This is a genomic window from Citrobacter sp. TBCS-15, from assembly GCF_005280815.1.
GTDB lineage: Bacteria > Pseudomonadota > Gammaproteobacteria > Enterobacterales > Enterobacteriaceae > Citrobacter > Citrobacter werkmanii.
Map to the genome: position 1 here is coordinate 1 of NZ_SZWK01000174.1, position 335 is coordinate 335.

General features: G+C 33.4%; 1 protein-coding gene. It reads right to left on the bottom strand.

Annotated elements, in window-relative coordinates; translation table 11 throughout:
- The coding region (locus FDW96_RS25535; RefSeq protein ID WP_256376115.1) for a bacteriophage terminase small subunit at positions 1-95 on the bottom strand (95 nt) is incomplete at its 3' end.
- Between the last annotated feature and the right edge of the window lie 240 nt (positions 96-335).

Here is a 335-nt window from a genome sequence, read left to right on the forward strand (position 1 = left end):
CAGCCTGATTCAATTTTATCAATGATTTGGCTAAAAAGCGGTTCTTCATACATCTTAGGTAAAATTGTGGGTCTGCCACCTTTTTGTGTTTGCATATTATCCTTTCTTTTAAATGTGGTTATATCGTTTAAAGCCTATATTTTCGTTCCTGTGAGCGTTAAGTTAATTAGACTTAAATTATATCGTAATGATATAAACACGCTCATACGAGCCAAAATATTAGCATATAGCCATATAATTTCCTTTTTATTTGAGATTTAGCGAGATTTAGCGAGATTTAGCAAGATTTAGCGAGATTTTTCTTTTTGATTTTTTGGGGGATTCGCAGCCGGGCA